Annotated in this window: 2 protein-coding genes; both read right to left on the bottom strand. The window is 56.1% G+C overall.

All coding sequences use genetic code 11. The annotated features are described in order from the left end of the window. The coding region (locus AC066S_RS38970) for a hypothetical protein (RefSeq protein WP_478271926.1) at positions 1 to 235 on the bottom strand (235 nt) is incomplete at its 3' end. 120 nt (positions 236 to 355) lie between these two features. Further along, the gene (locus AC066S_RS38965; protein ID WP_126262141.1) at positions 356 to 802 is read right to left on the bottom strand and encodes a hypothetical protein; all 447 of its coding nucleotides are present in this window, start codon (positions 800 to 802) and stop codon (positions 356 to 358) included. Between the last annotated feature and the right edge of the window lie 71 nt (positions 803 to 873).

Genomic DNA, 873 nt, shown 5'->3' with positions numbered 1-873 from the left:
ACGCCGGCGGCGCAAAGTAGTAAGCGAGAGCAGCGATGGCTATGATGCAAAGCGCGGACGACGCGATGAAGCTGCCCATCAACGAAAACAGCAAGACCACCAACAAATAGGCGAACGCCGTCGCGGCGAAATGGGCGTGAAGGTACAAGCAAGCCAGTGTTACCACGGCTAGCGCTATGCTGCCGAAGGTAAACTGAGGGGCTGAACGTTCTAAACTGCTGATCGGGCTACGCATTCTGATACCGTCCGGCCTTTTCTCCGGCGGGGGAGCTATAACATTTTAGGGCGCGTACTCATAAAGCCACGACAATACCGGGCCTCAGGTCAGTTGTCCGCGCAGTTCTGGTTGAGTTGATCAAGCGGGTTTGTGGCGCAACCATCCCTTCATTTTGAGACCGTCCCGCATGTTGAGAGCAAGAAGTGTAATGTTTGTTGCGCCCGCGGCGAGCTCGATCACCTGCACAGCATAGAACGTGGCATCGAATTCTGCCGCCTGAGCCTTGGACGCAAGGAAGAGCGCAGACGGAATAAGAATCAGGATGCCGTTTCCTGCAATGAATGGCATGCGCTTGAATTTGGCTCCGATCAGTCCGGCCCGGCGCGCCTTTGCCAAGATGACACCTGTACCACCGGTCGCAGCGAGCGCCGGAATCAGCAACAAGAAGCCCCACGGTATGGTGCTCTTAACCGCTGCAACTGTGGCATGGGACGCGAACAGCTCGCTGAGTACCGTCGACAGCCAAAATGTGCCGATCGTTGCGATAGCCAAGGCGCCAGCGACAGGATGGATCAACTTGATCATGAGTATCTTCCCTTCCTAAAAACAGCAGGGCTAGGCAACGCAGATGCCGGGCACGGCAACTTTCTGGAACA

The organism is Bradyrhizobium sp. CFUWI (assembly GCF_056429085.1).
This window is presented reverse-complemented; position numbering and strand designations above follow the sequence as displayed.

Coding starts and splice junctions, on each gene's coding strand:
- AC066S_RS38965 (WP_126262141.1), bottom strand. CDS start 802: ATGATCAAGTTGATCCATCCTGTCGCTGGCGCCTTGGCTATCGCAACG.